The 16,504-nt window shown below is 51.7% G+C and carries 17 protein-coding genes; 4 read left to right on the forward strand and 13 right to left on the reverse strand.

Translation table 11 applies throughout. The annotated features are described in order from the left end of the window. Positions 1–24: 24 nt before the first annotated feature. From ACTNCH_RS01470 to ACTNCH_RS01485, 4 genes are all read right to left on the reverse strand, one after another. Entirely contained in the window at positions 25–282 is a 258-nt protein-coding gene (locus tag ACTNCH_RS01470; RefSeq protein ID WP_441015439.1) for an HPr family phosphocarrier protein, read from the reverse strand. 80 nt (positions 283–362) lie between these two features. Continuing rightward, a complete protein-coding gene (gene ptsP / locus ACTNCH_RS01475) occupies positions 363–1,982 on the reverse strand; it encodes a phosphoenolpyruvate--protein phosphotransferase (protein ID WP_441015437.1) in 1,620 nt (539 codons plus the stop codon). 224 nt (positions 1,983–2,206) lie between these two features. Next, positions 2,207–2,794: a biotin transporter BioY gene (locus tag ACTNCH_RS01480; protein ID WP_441015435.1), complete on the reverse strand. Its 588-nt coding sequence runs from the start codon at positions 2,792–2,794 to the stop codon at positions 2,207–2,209. A gap of 79 nt (positions 2,795–2,873) precedes the next feature. Next, the gene (locus tag ACTNCH_RS01485; RefSeq protein WP_441015433.1) at positions 2,874–3,041 is read right to left on the reverse strand and encodes a hypothetical protein; all 168 of its coding nucleotides are present in this window, start codon (positions 3,039–3,041) and stop codon (positions 2,874–2,876) included. 240 nt (positions 3,042–3,281) lie between these two features. Between ACTNCH_RS01485 and ACTNCH_RS01490 the strand changes: the two genes are divergently transcribed. Next, complete coding sequence (locus ACTNCH_RS01490) at positions 3,282–4,130, forward strand: beta-1,6-N-acetylglucosaminyltransferase (RefSeq protein WP_441015431.1); 849 nt, start codon at positions 3,282–3,284, stop codon at positions 4,128–4,130. Between the two features lie 63 nt (positions 4,131–4,193). On the opposite strand, the gene tpiA is transcribed toward ACTNCH_RS01490, so the two are convergent. From tpiA to gap, 3 genes are all read right to left on the reverse strand, one after another. Then, a complete protein-coding gene (tpiA, locus tag ACTNCH_RS01495; RefSeq protein WP_158363370.1) occupies positions 4,194–4,943 on the reverse strand; it encodes a triose-phosphate isomerase in 750 nt (249 codons plus the stop codon). 40 nt (positions 4,944–4,983) lie between these two features. Next, positions 4,984–6,189, reverse strand: coding sequence for a phosphoglycerate kinase (locus ACTNCH_RS01500; RefSeq protein ID WP_441015428.1), 1,206 nt, complete (start codon positions 6,187–6,189; stop codon positions 4,984–4,986). A gap of 209 nt (positions 6,190–6,398) precedes the next feature. Beyond that, complete coding sequence (gene gap, locus ACTNCH_RS01505; RefSeq protein WP_441015426.1) at positions 6,399–7,412, reverse strand: type I glyceraldehyde-3-phosphate dehydrogenase; 1,014 nt, start codon at positions 7,410–7,412, stop codon at positions 6,399–6,401. Between the two features lie 253 nt (positions 7,413–7,665). Here gap and ACTNCH_RS01510 point away from each other — a divergent pair, with 253 nt between their 5' ends. Next, the gene (locus ACTNCH_RS01510; protein ID WP_441015424.1) at positions 7,666–8,466 is read left to right on the forward strand and encodes a histidinol-phosphatase HisJ family protein; all 801 of its coding nucleotides are present in this window, start codon (positions 7,666–7,668) and stop codon (positions 8,464–8,466) included. A 189-nt stretch (positions 8,467–8,655) separates the two neighbouring features. Here ACTNCH_RS01510 and mnmA read toward each other — a convergent pair whose 3' ends face one another. From mnmA to ACTNCH_RS01530, 4 genes are read right to left on the reverse strand one after another with little or no spacing between them, the layout of a single operon-like run. After that, positions 8,656–9,750, reverse strand: coding sequence for a tRNA 2-thiouridine(34) synthase MnmA (mnmA, locus tag ACTNCH_RS01515; protein WP_441015422.1), 1,095 nt, complete (start codon positions 9,748–9,750; stop codon positions 8,656–8,658). Between the two features lie 15 nt (positions 9,751–9,765). Continuing rightward, the gene (gene nifU / locus ACTNCH_RS01520) at positions 9,766–10,209 is read right to left on the reverse strand and encodes a Fe-S cluster assembly scaffold protein NifU (protein ID WP_441015420.1); all 444 of its coding nucleotides are present in this window, start codon (positions 10,207–10,209) and stop codon (positions 9,766–9,768) included. Between the two features lie 17 nt (positions 10,210–10,226). Beyond that, entirely contained in the window at positions 10,227–11,408 is a 1,182-nt protein-coding gene (nifS, locus tag ACTNCH_RS01525; RefSeq protein ID WP_441015418.1) for a cysteine desulfurase NifS, read from the reverse strand. A 20-nt stretch (positions 11,409–11,428) separates the two neighbouring features. After that, the gene (locus ACTNCH_RS01530) at positions 11,429–11,890 is read right to left on the reverse strand and encodes an RrF2 family transcriptional regulator (protein WP_441015416.1); all 462 of its coding nucleotides are present in this window, start codon (positions 11,888–11,890) and stop codon (positions 11,429–11,431) included. Between the two features lie 126 nt (positions 11,891–12,016). Between ACTNCH_RS01530 and ACTNCH_RS01535 the strand changes: the two genes are divergently transcribed. Next, on the forward strand, positions 12,017–13,363 hold the full coding sequence (locus tag ACTNCH_RS01535; protein WP_441015414.1) for an MATE family efflux transporter: 1,347 nt from the start codon (positions 12,017–12,019) through the stop codon (positions 13,361–13,363). A 208-nt stretch (positions 13,364–13,571) separates the two neighbouring features. Then, positions 13,572–14,600 carry a 3-deoxy-7-phosphoheptulonate synthase gene (locus ACTNCH_RS01540; RefSeq protein ID WP_441015412.1) on the forward strand — a complete coding sequence of 343 codons (1,029 nt, stop codon included), beginning with the start codon at positions 13,572–13,574 and terminating at the stop codon, positions 14,598–14,600. Between the two features lie 158 nt (positions 14,601–14,758). Here ACTNCH_RS01540 and xerD read toward each other — a convergent pair whose 3' ends face one another. Together xerD and ACTNCH_RS01550 are read right to left on the reverse strand one after the other, a co-directional pair. Next, complete coding sequence (gene xerD, locus ACTNCH_RS01545; RefSeq protein ID WP_441015410.1) at positions 14,759–15,631, reverse strand: site-specific tyrosine recombinase XerD; 873 nt, start codon at positions 15,629–15,631, stop codon at positions 14,759–14,761. A 214-nt stretch (positions 15,632–15,845) separates the two neighbouring features. After that, positions 15,846–16,436 (reverse strand): stage II sporulation protein M, encoded by a 591-nt coding sequence (locus ACTNCH_RS01550; protein WP_441015408.1) that lies wholly within the window; start codon positions 16,434–16,436, stop codon positions 15,846–15,848. Positions 16,437–16,504 lie beyond the last annotated feature (68 nt).

Here is a 16,504-nt window from a genome sequence, read left to right on the forward strand (position 1 = left end):
TATGCCGCGAAGCTTCTTTCTGAATTACAGGTTGGTCTCGAAGAAGGTCTTGATTGCGTCGAACGCTGCATCCTCATCCTCACCGTCTACGGTAACGGTAACCTCTACGCCCTGCTTAACGCCCATGGACATCACTGCCATGATTCTCTTAGCGTCTGCCTTCTTAGCGCCGCTGTCCAGAGTGATGGCACTCTTGAACTTTGCTGCTTCCTTTACCAGAAGTCCTGCCGGTCTTGCGTGAAGTCCCAGCTCATCCTGTACTACATACTTAAACTCTTTCATGATAGATTCTCCTTTTTTTTAAATTTATAGCTGTAAGCCGGACTGCCTCCGGCCGACTATCGTTCTCAGATTCCGCCTGCTTACTCTGTCTCGCGGATCTTCTTACGCAGCTCCAGGGTAAATACCGGAGATACGGACAGCTCGTCGATACCCATCTGGATAAAGCGGCGTGTCAGCTCCATATCTGCTCCCAGCTCTCCGCAGATACCGCACCATGCGCCGTGCGCGTGTGCGCACTCGATGGTTCTCTGAATCATGCGAAGCACTGCCTCATGATGGGGATCGTAGATATCGTCCAGAGACTGGTTCTGACGGTCAATTGCCAGGGTATACTGGGTCAGGTCGTTGGTTCCGATGCTGAAGAAGTCTACTTCCGGAGCCAGCATATCCGCAATCATAACGGCTGCCGGCGTCTCCACCATGATACCAAGCTCCACATCGCCGAAGGGAATATCTGCCTGACGCAGCTCTTCCTTTACTTCCTCTACAATCTCTTTGATTCTCTTTACCTCTGCTACAGAGATAATCATCGGGAACATGATGGAAGCGGTGCCGTATGCGCTTGCCCGGTAGATAGCGCGCAGCTGGGTCTTAAATACTTCTGTTCTGTGGAGACAGATACGGATGGCACGGAAGCCCATCGCCGGATTCTCTTCCTTCGGAATCTGGAAGTAATCCGCCTGCTTATCTGCTCCGATATCCAGTGTACGGATGATAACCTTCTTGCCGTTCATCTTGGAGATCACGTTCTTATATACCTGGAACTGCTCCTCCTCTGTCGGATAGGTATCGCGGCCCAGATACAAGAACTCGCTGCGGAACAGGCCGATACCCTCGGAGTCGTTCTCCAGTACAGAATCCACGTCCTCCTCGCTTCCGATATTGGAATACAGATGGATGTGCTTGCCGCTCTTGGTTACGGTCGGCAGGCCCTTCAGGCTCTGAAGCAGAAGCTTACGCTCCTCCTCACGCTTTTTCTTCTCTGCCATGACAGCTGCTGTCACTTCGTCCGGCTCGATGTAAATCTTGCCCGTGAAGCCGTCTACGATACCGTCCTTACCGGTCAGCTCCGGATCCAGATCGATATCTGCGGTAACGATACAGGGGATATTCATCATACGTGCCAGGATAGCGGTATGGGAGTTTGCGGATCCCTTCTGGGTAACCAGCGCCAGGATCTTGTCCTTCTCGAACTGTACGGTCTCACTGGGCGCCAGATCCTCTGCCATAATGATAACCGGCTCCGGCATAGCCTCTGCGCTTACCTGGGTACCGCTTAAGATAGCGATCAGACGGCTGGAGATATCGTTAACGTCTGCCGCGCGTCCGCGCATATAGTCGTCGTCCATGCTCAGGAACAGTGCCGCGCACTGCTCGCCTGTTACGAATACAGCGTACTCTGCATTAACCTTATCATTTTCAATCATACCTGTGATGCCTTCTACGAAATCCAGATCCTCCAGAAGCATCTGATGAGCCTCGAAAATCTCAGCCTCTGCCTCTCCTACGTCCTTCATCGTCTTCTCTTTCAGCATCTCAAGCTGCTCTTTTGCTTTTTCCTTGGCAGCCATGTAGCGGGCTACTTCCGCAGCCGGATCCTCAATGGTGATCTTCTCCACAACCTGTTTTGCTTTCTTATACACAAAAAGTTTTCCAATTGCTACGCCGGAAAATACACTTTTACCCTGACGAGTCTCCATGAAATAATTCCTCCCTGATTCTTCAATTTTCATACAGCACATTCCTATGGCACAAAAAGAAGCCAAATTCCACGTGAGATATCGGGTGTCTAATCTGCCCTTTATTTCACGAGAACCCGGTCTTCTTTTCCACCTGTTACCTGTATGCAATCTGTGCACTTTCTAACAACAAATATAACAGCTTGTGAATAAAAAGTCAATGCTGTTTATGAGCGTTTGGTCCCCTAATTGTTCAAAATTCCTGCCTGAAGCAATCTTGCTCGCACTGCGCTTCCCAGCAGCACCGCAATCACCATTTTCACCAGATCACCCGGAATGAACGGGATAACGCCGGCCCAAAGAGCCGCCTGGAACTCCATTCCTGCGGAATATGCCAGCCATGCGGTTCCAATCAGATACAGAACAATGGTGCCCAGAATCATTCCTACCGCCGCAAATGCGATATTTTTCCATTTATTTTCTACAAATAGGCCCACAAAAGCTCCGGCAATCAGTGCCAGGAAAATGTATCCAACCAGATAGCCTCCGGTAGGTCCGAACAGCTTCTCCGCTCCTCCGATATAACCTGCGAATACAGGAAGACCTACCAGACCCAGCAGCAGATAAATCAGCGTGCTTAAGGTACCAAGCTTTGCGCCCAGTACGGTTACAGCCAGATATACGGCCATGCTTCCCAGGGAAATGGGTACCGGGCTTACCGGGACAGCCAGGGAAATCGGACTCAGCACACAGATAACCGCCGCCATTACTGCTGTCAGGGTCAGTTGATAGGTTGTAAGTTTTTTTGTCGCTTTTTGGGATTCAGTATACATCTTTGGTCTCCTTTTCTGATTTCATCTTTTGCAGTATACCGAATCCCTTTTTAATTGTCAACCATTTTTCTTTATTTAGTTAACATTCCAATCTGGACAGAAATTCCGGATCCTCTGCTTCCTTTTTCTCAGCCAGCTCCTCCAGGGTCTGCATCTCCTGTTCCAGTTCTGCGATCCATCGTTTTTTGATCTGCTCATACTCCGGATCCTTAAGCAACCCTTTCTTTTTTTTGATTCGTCTCCGCATAATACCTCCTTTCGTCTTCTTTCGATGACCTTCCGGTTTTTTCCATTATAGCACAGTCGCTTCTTCTTTTCTATGTTTTTCATCGGTTTATCAGACTATCCCTTATTATATTTCCCGTTTACTAGTACGTATACCGGCTCCTTTTTCGTACACATATGGCATAATTTTTTTCATTATTTTCATTTTTTTGTTTCTGTGGTACACTTAACTGGGACGAAAGTCCGTATTTCGGAGGTTTTTATGAATAGACACGCATTTTTGATCATGGCGCATAACCATTTTGATTTTTTAAAGATTCTTTTAAAACGGCTGGACGATCCCCGCAACGATATCTACCTGCATATTGATCAGAAAGCGACTGATTTTTCCCAGGAGGAATTTTCAATCCTTCTGACTTCTTCCCGTCTCTTTTTTACAGATCGGATGGACGTCCACTGGGGCGGCTATAGTCAGACTGCCTGTGAGCTTATGCTTTTAAAGACGGCTGCGCCGGAGCATTATACTTATTATCACCTGCTCTCCGGCTCGGATCTGCCTCTGAAATCACCGGAGCAGATTCACACTTTCTTCGAAACCTATGCTGGAAAGGAATTTCTTGCCTTTGATCAGGATCTTCCCGTTCCTGCCTCTGTACTGGAGCGGGTTTCCCTCTGGCATTTTTTCCGTGAAAGCAGCTCGCCCCTGGCAGAACCTGCCGATCATATCCTCACACTGCTTCAGCGTTTTTTCCGGATCAACCGACTGAAGCGTTGTGATTTTCACATTCGAAAGGGTCCCAACTGGTTCAGTATCTCAGACAATTTTGCCCACTACGTGTTAGAACACGAGGACTGGATCCGGAAGCATTTCTCCCATTCTGTCTGCGCCGACGAACTGTTCCTGCAGACCCTGGCCGTCAATTCTCCCTTCCGCCCCTATATCTTTGACGAAGCGGGAACACACGGTTCCCTGGCCAATCTGCGCTATGTGGACTGGGAGCGTGGAACGGAAAACAGTCCCTATACCTTTCAGGAGGCGGATAAGGAGCTGTTGCTCGGACTGCCACATCTATTCGCACGGAAGTTTGACCGGGATATTTTCGCAGAATAAAAAATCCTTCGATTTGGAAATTATCACCAAATCGAAGGATTTTTTATTCTGCTATAAATCAGCTTACTTGTAATTTACAATCTTTCCGAAGTCCGGCTTCAGAGCTGCGCCGCCTACCAGGCCGCCGTCGATGTCTGCCTGTGCGAACAGCTCCGGTGCGGTAGCTGCGTTTACAGATCCGCCGTACTGGATACGGATAGCTGCTGCAGTTGCCTCATCGTAGATCTCTGCGATGCACGCACGGATGCCTGCGCAAACTTCCTGAGCCTGCTCCGTTGTAGCTGTCTTGCCGGTTCCGATAGCCCAGATCGGCTCGTAAGCGATTACCGCTTCCTTAGCCTGATCTGCGGTTACGCCCTGGAAACCAACCTTAACCTGCTGACGGATAAAGTCCATGGTTACGCCCTGCTCTCTCTGAGTCAGAGTCTCGCCGCAGCACATGATCGGTGTAAGACCATGCTCAAATGCCTTCAGCATCTTCTTATTTACAGTCTCGCTGGTCTCTGCGAAGTACTCGCGTCTCTCGGAATGTCCAAGGATGACGTACTTTACACCTGCGTCTGTCAGCATGTTCGGGGAAATCTCGCCTGTGTAAGCGCCCTTCTCCTCGAAGTACATGTTCTCAGCGCCAACCTGGATGTTGGAGCCCTTGGTAGCCTCTACTACCGGGATGATGTCGATAGCCGGTACGCAGAATACTACGTCTACGTCATCGTTTGCTACCAGCGGCTTTAAGGTGTTTACCAGTTCTACTGCCTCGCTGGGAGTCATGTTCATTTTCCAGTTACCAGCGATAATTTTCTTTCTTGCCATTGTTTTGTTCTCCTCTATCTTTTATATAAATAATAAAATCTTACAGGTCATTTGCTGCTGCTACGCCCGGAAGCTCTTTGCCTTCCAGGAACTCCAGGGAAGCGCCGCCGCCTGTGGAGATATGAGTCATCTTGTCACCGAAGCCCAGTGTGTTAACTGCTGCTGCGGAGTCGCCGCCGCCGATGATGGTGGTTGCGTCTGTCTCAGCCAGGGACTTCGCTACTGCGATGGTACCCTTTGCAAGGATCGGGTTCTCAAATACGCCCATCGGTCCGTTCCATACAACGGTCTTTGCGGACTTCACAGCCTCTGCGTACAGCTCTGCTGTCTTGGTTCCGATATCCAGACCCATCATGTCAGCCGGAATCTCGTTGGAGGGAACTACAGATACCTCGATCTCAGCGTCGATGGGGTTCGGGAACTCTTTCGCGATGGTGGTGTCAACCGGAAGAAGCAGCTTCTTGCCAAGCTTCTCAGCCTTCTCCATCATCTCCTTGCAGTAATCGATCTTCTCGTCGTCTACCAGAGAGGTTCCTACCTCGTAGCCCTTTGCCTTCAGGAAGGTGTAAGCCATTCCGCCGCCGATGATCAGAGTGTCGCACTTCTCAAGCAGGTTTGCAATAACATTCAGCTTGTCTGCAACCTTTGCGCCGCCCAGGATTGCTACGAAGGGACGCTCCGGATTGTTGACAGCGTTGCCAAGGAAGTTGATCTCCTTCTGCATCAGGTATCCTACTACAGAGGTCTTCACATACTGTGTTACGCCTACGTTGGAGCAGTGCGCGCGGTGTGCGGTTCCGAACGCGTCATTTACAAATACATCTGCCAGGGAAGCCAGCTCTTTGGAGAATGCCTCTCCATTCTTGGTCTCCTCTGCGCGATAACGGGTGTTCTCCAGAAGAACTACGTCGCCGTCCTGCATAGCCGCTACAGCTGCCTTTGCGTTCGGTCCTACAACCTCCGGATCAGCCGCGAACTTTACTTCCTGTCCCAGAAGCTCAGACAGTCTCTTTGCTACCGGTGCCAGAGACAGCTCCGGCTTCGGCTCTCCCTTCGGCTTGCCCAGATGGGAGCAGAGGATTACCTTTCCGCCGTCAGCGATCAGCTTCTTGATAGTCGGAAGTGCTGCTACCAGACGGTTCTCGTCTGTGATCTTGCCATCCTTCAACGGTACGTTGAAGTCGCATCTTACCAGGACGCGCTGTCCTTTTACATTGATGTCATCTACAGATTTCTTATTTAACATCTCAATCTCTCCTTATCGTTTTAATAAAAGAGGCCCGGTCCATAAAGACCGGACCTCTTAATAGGTCTTAATTCAATGGCCGCTCTCGCCACGCACCTCGATTTCGCTTCGCTTCATCTCGGTCGCCGGGCTGCGCCCTATGAAACCCGTAAAGCCCAGCCGCTTACGTGCAAGCACGATGCGTCTGCCCTTTCCGGCTTTCGCATGGCTTATGCTAATTCCGCAAAGTACTTGATTGTACGAACCATCTGAGATACGTAGGAGTTCTCGTTGTCATACCAAGAAACAACCTGTACCTGAGATGTGCCGTTGCCAAGGTTTACAACCATGGTCTGTGTAGCGTCGAACAGAGAACCAAATCTCATTCCAACGATATCAGAAGATACGATCTCGTCTGTGTTGTATCCGAAGGACTCTGTAGCCTGAGCCTTCATAGCTGCGTTGATACCATCAACAGTAGCCTCGCCCTTAACAACTGCGTTCAGGATAGTAGTAGAACCAGTCGGGGTCGGTACACGCTGTGCAGCGCCGATAAGCTTGCCGTTCAGCTCCGGAATAACAAGGCCGATTGCCTTAGCTGCTCCTGTGCTGTTCGGAACGATGTTGATTGCGCCTGCACGGCTTCTTCTCAGGTCACCCTTTCTCTGCGGTCCGTCAAGGATCATCTGGTCGCCTGTGTAAGCGTGGATGGTGCACATGATACCAGACTCAATCGGCATATAGTCGTTCAGAGCCTTAGCCATCGGTGCAAGGCAGTTTGTTGTACAGGAAGCTGCGGAAATTACAGTATCCTCTTTTGTCAGTGTCTCATGGTTTACATTGTAAACGATGGTCGGAAGGTCATTTCCAGCCGGAGCGGAGATAACTACCTTCTTAGCGCCTGCTGTGATATGAGCAGAAGCCTTCTCCTTGGAGGTGTAGAATCCTGTACACTCCAGAACTACGTCTACGCCGATCTCTCCCCACGGAAGCTCTGCTGCGTTAGCCTTTGCGTAGATTTTGATCTCCTTGCCATCAACGATGATGGAGTCTTCTGTTGCAGATACGGTATCTGCCAGAGCATACTTACCCTGAGAAGAATCATATTTTAACAGGTGAGCAAGCATCTTCGGGCTTGTCAGGTCGTTGATTGCTACAACCTCATATCCCTCTGCGCCAAACATCTGTCTGAATGCAAGTCTACCGATACGTCCGAAACCGTTAATCGCTACTTTTACTGCCATTTTAAATTTCCTCCTAAATATGAATTTAGATTTTCGTGGTTCTTATCCTGTTGCTGGAACAGGCCCAACCTGTCATTATTGTACCGAATCTGATACAAAAAAGCAAGTCCCAATTCCTGTTTTTCCCGGTGATTGTATAATTTTTGTCAGAACAGCGAATTTCACGCCGATCTTTTTCCTGTCATTGTATATTTTTTCACATTCATTTCCAGTATAATTAGATTTTATAGAATCTGTTTGCGAGGTACTGACTATGACTGCTGATTATCACTTACATTCCTATTTTTCCGGGGACAGCAAGACCCCCACGGAAGCCATGGTAAAGGAGGGCGTTGCCCGGGGTCTTTCCCTCTTGTGCCTGACGGAGCACCTGGATCTGGATTACCCCTATTCCGATACAAAATTTGACCTGGATACAGAAGCCTATTTTCGGGAGATGAAGCGCCTCCGGGAGGACTACCGGGAGCGTATTGAACTCCTCACCGGCGCGGAGCTGGGACTCCAGCCTCATCTGGGGGACGCATACCGGTCCTGGCTTTCGGACAAGTCCTTTGATTTTCTCATCGGCTCCACCCATCTGGTGGACCGGCTGGATCCCTATTATCCGGATTTCTGGGCCTCCTTCGATGCTTCTTCCGGCGTAGCCCGGTATCTGGATGTGACCCTTCAGAACATTCAAGCCTTCGATGATTTTGACGTATACGGTCACATCGACTATATCGTCCGCTATATTCCTCAGGGAGAACGCGTCTTTTCTTACAAGCGGCATGCGGAACAGGTGGACGCCATTCTCCGGCTTCTGATTGAGAAGGGCAAGGGCATCGAAATCAATACCGGCGGCTATAAGGCCGGACTCTCCGAACCGAATCCCTGCCATGACGTGCTGCGCCGCTACCAGGAGCTTGGCGGGGAAATCATCACCATGGGCTCCGACGCCCACACCACCGAGTATGTGGCTTACCGGTTTGCGGACGCCAGAGAGGTGCTCAGGGAATGCGGCTTCCGGTATTTTACGGTGTTCCGGGAGCGGAAGGCAGAGTTTGTTCCCTTATAAATATGTTCTGTTATACAAAAAGGCTGCTGCAAAATAGATGGTTTCTCTATTTTGCAACGGCCTCTTCTTCTCATTCTTTCCAGAGCATTTTCATCCACTAATCCTCTGGCAGCTCGTGCTCTGTAAGTTTGCTTTTCCACTTTCGATATCCTCAATTACGCGATCCAGATATCGCATATTTACCTCTGACTAAAAGGGCTCCGGCGTCCGCACGATGGTTCCGCCGCCCAGCACGTAATCCCCGTCGTAGAACACGACCGCCTGGCTCGGCGTCACGGCCCGGACCGGCTCCCGGAAGTCCACGCGGATCAGATCCGCTCCCTCCCGGCGGATAACGCAGGGAGAACCCTTATGGTTGTAACGAATCTTGGCCAGTACCTCTTTTCCTTCGGGGAAATCCGGCTCGGACATATAATTCAGGCGGTTCGCGTAAAGAGTCGTGGTAAATACGTCCTCCTGCTCGCCGATGACTACCTCGTTGGTCTCCGGGCGTATCTCCGTTACCACCACCCGGCGGCCCATGGCAAGGCCCAGACCTTTCCTCTGGCCGATGGTATAGTGGATGATGCCCTTGTGGCGGCCCAGAACGGTGCCGTCGGCGGTTACGAAATTGCCCTCCTTCGAGGGTTCTCCGGTGGTCCGCTCTATAAAGCCCGCGTAATCCTGATCCGGCACAAAACAGATCTCCTGGCTGTCCGGCTTATGGGCTACCCGGAAGCCCAGCTTCTCCGCCATTTCCCGAATCTCCTCCTTGGAATAAGCTCCCACTGGCATCAGTGTCCGGGAAAGCTGCTCCTGGGTCAGGTTATAGAGGGCGTAGGTCTGATCCTTCGCCGCCGTTACGGAATTGCGGATGGCGTAGCGGCCGTTCGGCAGCTGCTCCACCCTGGCGTAATGGCCGGTGGCAATATAGTCCGCGCCGATGTCCAGGCTGCGCTTTAAAAGCGCCTCCCATTTCACATAACGGTTGCAGGCGATACAGGGATTGGGCGTCCGGCCTGCCAGATACTCCGCCACAAAGTAATCCATGACAGCTTCCTTGAAATCTGTCTTAAAATTCATCACATAATAGGGAATATCCAGCTGAGCCGCCACTCTCCGGGCGTCGTCCACCGCGGACAGACCGCAGCAGCCGCCGTTTTCCTCCTGGACGAACTCGTCCTCGTCCTGCCAGATCTGCATGGTGGCTCCGATGACCTCGTAGCCCTGTTCCTTTAGAAGATAAGCTGCCACGGAGGAATCCACGCCGCCGGACATTCCTACTACTACCTTTTTCTTTGCCATAGCTTACGATTCCTTTTAGTAGTCCTCGCCCTCTTCTTCCTCGCCCTCATGGATATCAGACTTCGGCTTCTTCAGGCCTTCAATCTTGATACCGTGCTTCTCTGCGTAATCCCAGAGTGCCGCGTGAATGGCCTCCTCGGCAAGCAAAGAACAGTGGACCTTCACAGGGGGAAGTCCGTCCAGAGCTTCCATAACAGCCTTATTGGTTACTTCCAGAGCCTGCTGGATGGTCTTGCCCTTTACCAGCTCGGTTGCCATGCTGCTGGTAGCCACTGCGGCGCCGCAGCCGAAGGTCTTGAACTTACAATCCCGAATCACACCGTTGTCGTCGATGTCCAGGTACATCCGCATGATGTCGCCGCACTTTGCATTGCCGACGGTGCCTACGCCGCTGGCGTTCTCTATCTCTCCTACGTTACGGGGATGCTGAAAATGGTCCATTACTTTTTCGCTGTACATACTTTGTTTCTCCTCTATTATTTATTTTTCTTAACGAAGTCCTCATAAAGCGGTGACATGCTTCTCAGTCTGTCGATGATCCGCTTTAAGTTCTCTACTACGAAGTCCAGATCCTCTTTTGTAATCTCCTCGTTCAGGGTCAGACGCAGGGAACCGTGCGCGATCTCATGGGGCAGGCCGATGGCCATCAGTACATGGGACGGATCCAGGGAGCCTGAGGTACAGGCAGATCCGGAGGAACCGCAGATACCTTCCATGTCAAGCATGATAAGCAGGGACTCGCCCTCGATGAACTGGAAGCTGAAGTTGGCGTTGTTCGGAAGACGGGTGGTTCTGTGACCGTTCAGTCTGGTGTAGGGAATCTCCTTCAGAACCCGGTCAATCAGGTAATCACGCAGCTCGATCTCCTTGTCGGTACGCTCCTTCATGGTCGCTACCGCCCGCTCGGTGGCCTTGCCCAGTCCTACGATACCCGGTACGTTCTCGGTGCCGGCCCGGCGCTTCCGCTCCTGGGCTCCGCCATGGATAAAGGAACGAATCTTCACGCCTTTCCGGATATACAGGAAGCCGATACCCTTGGGTCCGTTCAGCTTGTGGCCGCTGGCGCTCAGCATATCGATATGGTACTCATCTACGTTAATCGGAACCTGACCGAAGGCCTGTACCGCGTCCGTATGGAACAGAATGCCATGCTCATGGGCAATCTCGCCAATCTCCTTAATCGGCTGGATCGTTCCGATCTCATTGTTGGCAAACATCACGGAAATCAGAATGGTCTCTGGACGGATAGCTTTCTTCAGCTCCTCGATCTTTACCACGCCGTTTTCATCTACCGGAAGGTAGGTAACCTCGTAGCCCTGCTTCTCCAGCCACTGGCAGGTATGCAGGATCGCGTGATGCTCGATCTTCGTGGTAATGATGTGGTTTCCCTTGCTTTTATACGCTTCCGCTGTGGCCTTCAGCGCCCAGTTATCGGACTCGCTGCCGCCTGCGGTAAAATAGATTTCCTCGGTCTGGGCTCCCAGGGCGCCTGCAATCTTCTCTCTCGCCTCTGTGATAGCTTTCTTGCTCTCTCCGCCCAGGCTGTATACGGTAGAGGGATTGCCGTAATGCTCTGTAAAATAGGGCAGCATAGCCTCTACAACCTCCGGCGCCGTCTTCGTGGTCGCCGCGTTATCCAGATAAATTAATTTCTTCATGATGATATCTCCTTCTTCGTTTAGATACAGCAGGAGGTATTCTCCTGCGTCCCGGCTTCATCCTTCATGCTTTTGCTCTCTCTGACAATCTGGTCCAGCTTCATCTCGTCTACCGTCCGGTTAATGCTGTCGTTAATCTTCTGCCAGACATATTTCGTCACGCAGAACTCCGATCCGTCACAGGAGCTTTCCTCTTCCAGTCCCGGGCAGTTTACAGCATCCAGGCTTCCCTCCAGCGCCCGCAGGATGTCTCCCACGGAAATCTCAGACGCCGCTTTGGCCAGCTTGTAGCCGCCGCCCGCGCCCCTTACGCTCGTCACCAGTCCGGCCTTGCGAAGCTTCGCAATCAGCTGCTCCAGATAGCTTTCCGATATATTCTGTCTGGCGGAAATACTGGCGATGGAAACCGTCTCATTTTCACTGTACAGGGCTAAATCAATCAACGCGCGAAGTCCATATCTTCCTTTTGTAGACAATTTCATGTTGTCACCTCGCATTAAATTCCGAGTGTTTTTGTCGGATTTCTTAATGATAATAACACTCGTCTGTAGTTCTGTCAAGAATATTTTCACCATATATTTATTATAATTGACGCCCGGGAGGCCACCGTGAAAAAAACGCTCCACCCCCTGGTAACCGGCACCCTGCTTCTGACCGGGGCAGGCCTGATTACCCGCCTTGCAGGCTTCTTCTATAAAATATTCTTAAGCCGCGCCATCGGTGCCGAGGGCATCGGTATCTATCAGATGATTTTTCCCATTTCCGGAGTCTGTTATGCGCTGACCACCTCCGGGGCAGAGATTGCCATCTCCCGCTTCGTCTCCCGGGAAAATGGGGCCGGACGGCGGCGAAGCGCCGGACAGGTGCTGATTCTGGGGCTTGGTCTGGCGCTGGGGCTTTCTGTCCCCACCGCCCTGCTTCTCTATACCCAGGCGCCCGTTCTGGCTCTCCGGCTTCTCCGGGAGGCACGCACCGTAAGGCTTCTGCAAATCATGGCTCTGAGCCTTCCCTTCGGCGCCTGCCATTCCTGCATCAGCGCCTATTATTACGGCTGCAAGCGGCCTGGCATCCCTGCGGCAGCCCAGCTTCTGGAGCAATTCTCCCGTGTAGGGGCCGTACTTCTTATCTGGCGCGTGGCCTGCGCCCAGGGACGTTCTCTTACGCCTCTGACCGCCGTGGCAGGCCTGACTCTTGGCGAGGTAGCCTCCATGCTGTTCTGCGTCTTTTCGGTCTCCGGGGAATATGGAAAACGGCCCGCGGCGGTTCCCGGCTCTCCTTCCCTGTTTTCCCTGGGCAGGCAGATGTTTTTCCTGGCCCTGCCGGTCACCGGCAACCGGCTCTGTATGAACCTGCTGGCCAGCGCCGAATCTATCCTGCTGCCCCTCTGTCTTCAGCAGTACGGCCTGTCCGCCGGTCAGGCCCTCAGCGTCTATGGAACTCTTTCCGGCATGGCCCTGTCCTTTATTCTCTTTCCCAGCGTGCTGACCGGTGCTCTCTCTGTCATGCTGCTGCCCTCTGTATCGGAGGCCCAGGCTGCCGGTGAGGACGCCCTGCTTCGCCGTACGATCCGAAAAACCATCTCCTTCTGCCTGCCCTTAGGGATCTTTTTTACGGTTTTCTTCCTGCTCACGGGCCGCTTTCTCGGCAGCTTTTTCTTCCGAAGCGATCTGGCCGGAGGCTTTATCCTCACACTGGCCTGGATTTGTCCCTTTCTTTACCTAAACCACACCCTCCACAGCATTCTGAACGGCCTGGGCCGCACCGGAACCGGATTTTTCAACAACCTGACCGGAATCCTGATCCGGATTTTCTTTGTTCTGGCCTTTGTGCCCAAGGTGGGCATCGAGGGTTATCTGTGGGGACTGCTGGCCAGTCAACTGGCCGTATGCGGAATGAATCTTACCGCCCTCCGGGAATACCTACAAAATCCATATAAAAATCTGCGTGACTTTTAGCAAATCTTGTATTATGATAAAAACAGTTCGTCAGGCAGCAGAGTGTAAAGACAGACATGGGCAAATTCCTTTGACCATGGCTGTGTTTGCACTCTGATATGGGCCAAGCGCCCAGACAGCCTCAGAACCGCTCACTTTCGTGAGAGGTTCTGAGGCTTGCCTGCCGAAGGTTCACCTATTACCAGCACAAACGAGGAGTTATGGAAAAATGTCATTCAATTTTAAGCAGAAGCTGCCTACCCCCCAGGAAATCCGCGAGCAATACCCGGTTCCTGCTCATGTAGCGCAGATAAAACAGGAAAAGGACGCGGAAATCCGCAAAATATTCACCGGCGAATCCGATAAATTTATCGCCATCATCGGTCCCTGCTCCGCAGATAATGAGGAGTCCGTCTGCGATTACGTGCGCCGTCTGGTCCGGGTTCAGGAAAAGATCAAGGACAAGGTTCTGATCATTCCCCGGATCTACACCAACAAACCCCGTACCACCGGCGACGGCTACAAGGGCATTATGCATCAGCCGGATCCGGAGAAAAAGCCGGACCCCCTGGCAGGTATTATCGCCCTGCGCCATATGCATATCCGCGCCATCGAGGAAACCGGCATGACCGCTGCCGATGAAATGCTGTACCCGGAGAATCTTCCCTATGTAGAGGACTTTCTTTCCTATATCGCCATCGGCGCCCGTTCGGTAGAGAACCAGCAGCACCGTCTGGTATCCAGCGGTATCAATATCCCTGTGGGTATGAAAAACCCCACCAGCGGCGATTTCTCCGTTATGCTGAATTCCGTCCACGCGGCCCAGAACGGCCATTCCTTTATCTATCACGGCTGGGACGTCCAGACAGACGGAAATGACCTGGCCCACGTGGTTCTGCGGGGCGCTGTCAATGAGCGCGGCGTATCCCTGCCCAACTACCATTACGAGAACCTGCGGAATCTATGCAACCTCTACGCCCAGAGAGAGCTGAAGAATCCGGCCTGCATCGTGGATGCCAACCACAACAACTCCAACAAGCAGTTCAAGGAGCAGATCCGTATCGTTAAAGAGGTACTGCACAGCCGTACCTGCGCCGACGATATCCGAAAGCTGGTAAAGGGCGTTATGATCGAGAGCTATATCGAGGAGGGCAACCAGGGTATCCACGATCACATCTACGGCAAGTCCATCACCGACGCCTGCCTGGGCTGGGAGGATTCAGAAAAGCTATTGTATGAGATCGCAGAGCGGTGCTGATTCAGCATGAATTTTTCTAGGAATCACGGCTTTCGTACTTTAATGTAACACGGTATTTCCTATAGAGCAAAAAAGAGATTCCCGGGAACCTTCTCGGAAATCTCTTTTTTTATCTGCTATTTTTATCTATTATCTTCTCCGCGTTCATCCTGCCCGGCTTATCCTCTCGGATGGGCCTTCGCGTAAATCTCCCGGGCCCGGGCCGCGTACATCATGGTCGTGGAGATATCCGAATGTCCCATCATCTCCTGTACCACATGCAGATCCGCGCCGTTCTCCACCAGATGTGCCGCAAAGGAATGGCGAAGGGTATGGGGCGTAATCTCCATCTCGATACCCGCCTGCTTCACATACTGCTTCAAGAGCTTCCAGAAGCCCTGCCGGCTCATGCTCTCGCCGGAACAGTTGGGAAACAGCATCTCACACTTCTTATCGCCCAACAGCTGGCCCCGCGCTTCCTTCAGATAGCGCTCCAGCGCCTTTTTGGCCTTGGATCCAAAGGGAATCATCCGCTCCTTGTTCCGATCCCGGCATACGATATAATCCAGCTTCCAGTTCACATCGCTCAGCTTCAGGGAAATCAGCTCGGTCACCCGGATTCCCGTGGCATAAAGCACCTCCAGCATGGCCGAATCCCGCAGTCCCTTGGCTGTCCGGTCTCCCGGCTGCTCCAGCAGACGCTCCATCTCTTCCACAGACATAATCTCCGGAAGCTTCTTTTCCACCTTCGGGGCCTTCAGCTTCTCCGCCGGATCAGAACTGATACTTCCTTCCTTCCACAGATACAGATAAAAGCCCTTCATGGACGCGATATTCCGGGATACCGTCGCCGCAGACATTCCATTTTTTTCCAAATCCAAAATATAGGAATTCAAAGCGGTCTCCGTAACCTCTCCGGCGTCCTCCACCTTCTGCTTCTGCAGAAAGTGCATCATTTTTATCAAATCTCTCTGATAAGAAAGCTCTGTATTCCTGGACGTCTTCTTCACATTATGTAAATAAGACATGAATCCTTTAATCTCTTGTTCCATCTATCTATATGCCCCTCAGCCTCTGCTCATACCCTGTCGCGCCCACCCTTCCGATGGGCTTGTAAACTACATTATAGTAAGAAATTCCCGGAAAAGCAATGATCTTTTTTTCGAAAAATGCTGTAAAATCAAGGGCTTTTCTGGTTTATCCACAACATCTGGTTTTTCCCTTTTCCCGTTCCACCAAATCTTGTAAAGATTCTGTAAAATATTTTTAAATATTTTTCAGGACCGTTTTCAAAAACAGGGGATTTACATAACTTTCCGCCCATGCGCCGAGAAAAAACAGCAGAATTCCTGCCGCCAAAATGGATATATAAGACCAAAGGCCTGCCCTGCCGCCGCTGTGCCGGGGACTTTTCCACTCCCGGTTTTCCCACATCTCACAGACCTTCCGAAGAAACCAGACAGCCGCCGGCACATAGATCAGGGCCTGAGGAAGAGACGCGGCCAGACAGACCAGGATTCCTGCAAATCCCAGCTTCATGGCTGCCGCCGTCCAGGTAACGCCCAGGGCCAGCCCCGTCCAGGCCAGGGCCAGAAGCGCAGCCATTCTTCCAAATATAGTAAAGCCTGTCAGCCACAGAAATGTTACCGCGCCCAGCCGGGACTTTAAGACGGCAAAAAGCAGTTCTCCGGAAGCGAACTCCACCTGCTGATATTTCGAAAAAAAATAGCGGCTGAGCAGGGTTGTCTCATGAACCACCGCCCGACCAAACACGACCATATACAACACGCCTGCGGCAAAGCCGGACAAAAAGATAGTCAGAAATCTTTTCCGGATATCCGAACGCTGTCTCCACATACCAAAAGCCTCCCATACACTCTAAGTATATGAGAGGCTTTCCGAGCATATGAAGGCCATTGCCCGGC

The organism is Candidatus Merdisoma sp. HCP28S3_D10 (assembly GCF_052065835.1).
Classification (GTDB): Bacteria; Bacillota; Clostridia; order Lachnospirales; family Lachnospiraceae; genus Laedolimicola.

Coding starts and splice junctions, on each gene's coding strand:
- ACTNCH_RS01470 (WP_441015439.1), bottom strand. CDS start 282: ATGAAAGAGTTTAAGTATGTAGTACAGGATGAGCTGGGACTTCACGCA.
- ptsP (WP_441015437.1), bottom strand. CDS start 1,982: ATGGAGACTCGTCAGGGTAAAAGTGTATTTTCCGGCGTAGCAATTGGA.
- ACTNCH_RS01480 (WP_441015435.1), bottom strand. CDS start 2,794: ATGTATACTGAATCCCAAAAAGCGACAAAAAAACTTACAACCTATCAA.
- ACTNCH_RS01485 (WP_441015433.1), bottom strand. CDS start 3,041: ATGCGGAGACGAATCAAAAAAAAGAAAGGGTTGCTTAAGGATCCGGAG.
- ACTNCH_RS01490 (WP_441015431.1), top strand. CDS start 3,282: ATGAATAGACACGCATTTTTGATCATGGCGCATAACCATTTTGATTTT.
- tpiA (WP_158363370.1), bottom strand. CDS start 4,943: ATGGCAAGAAAGAAAATTATCGCTGGTAACTGGAAAATGAACATGACT.
- ACTNCH_RS01500 (WP_441015428.1), bottom strand. CDS start 6,189: ATGTTAAATAAGAAATCTGTAGATGACATCAATGTAAAAGGACAGCGC.
- gap (WP_441015426.1), bottom strand. CDS start 7,412: ATGGCAGTAAAAGTAGCGATTAACGGTTTCGGACGTATCGGTAGACTT.
- ACTNCH_RS01510 (WP_441015424.1), top strand. CDS start 7,666: ATGACTGCTGATTATCACTTACATTCCTATTTTTCCGGGGACAGCAAG.
- mnmA (WP_441015422.1), bottom strand. CDS start 9,750: ATGGCAAAGAAAAAGGTAGTAGTAGGAATGTCCGGCGGCGTGGATTCC.
- nifU (WP_441015420.1), bottom strand. CDS start 10,209: ATGTACAGCGAAAAAGTAATGGACCATTTTCAGCATCCCCGTAACGTA.
- nifS (WP_441015418.1), bottom strand. CDS start 11,408: ATGAAGAAATTAATTTATCTGGATAACGCGGCGACCACGAAGACGGCG.
- ACTNCH_RS01530 (WP_441015416.1), bottom strand. CDS start 11,890: ATGAAATTGTCTACAAAAGGAAGATATGGACTTCGCGCGTTGATTGAT.
- ACTNCH_RS01540 (WP_441015412.1), top strand. CDS start 13,572: ATGTCATTCAATTTTAAGCAGAAGCTGCCTACCCCCCAGGAAATCCGC.
- xerD (WP_441015410.1), bottom strand. CDS start 15,631: ATGGAACAAGAGATTAAAGGATTCATGTCTTATTTACATAATGTGAAG.
- ACTNCH_RS01550 (WP_441015408.1), bottom strand. CDS start 16,436: ATGTGGAGACAGCGTTCGGATATCCGGAAAAGATTTCTGACTATCTTT.